The organism is Salinimicrobium oceani, from assembly GCF_012037645.1.
On the sequence record NZ_JAAVJR010001660.1, the window covers coordinates 1 to 283 of the forward strand.

1 protein-coding gene is annotated in these 283 nt (G+C 43.5%); it reads right to left on the bottom strand.

The genetic code is table 11. From position 1 onward, the window contains the following. Positions 1-276 (bottom strand): CheR family methyltransferase (locus HC175_RS23510; protein WP_317172410.1); only part of this gene is annotated, 276 nt, incomplete at its 3' end. Between the last annotated feature and the right edge of the window lie 7 nt (positions 277-283).

A 283-nucleotide genomic window follows, 5' to 3' on the forward strand; every position in this document is an offset into this window, starting at 1 on the left:
CTGCCCCGCTACCTGCATTAGTTTTCCCGGCCTGTTTTTTGGCGTAAAAATCTTATAATTCTTTTCTGAAGGATTGAACAGATCGGGAGCATTTCCGGTGGCCTCTGATTTACCCAGCAGTAAAAAACCTTCCTTTTTGAGTGCGTAATGAAAAGTAGTAAGGGCTTTTTTCTGCAAATACGGCTGCAGGTAAATTAGGACATTCCGGCAGGAAATTATATCCATTTTCCCGAATGGGGGATCCTTCAGGAAATTGTGAAGGGAAAAAACGCACATCTCCCTC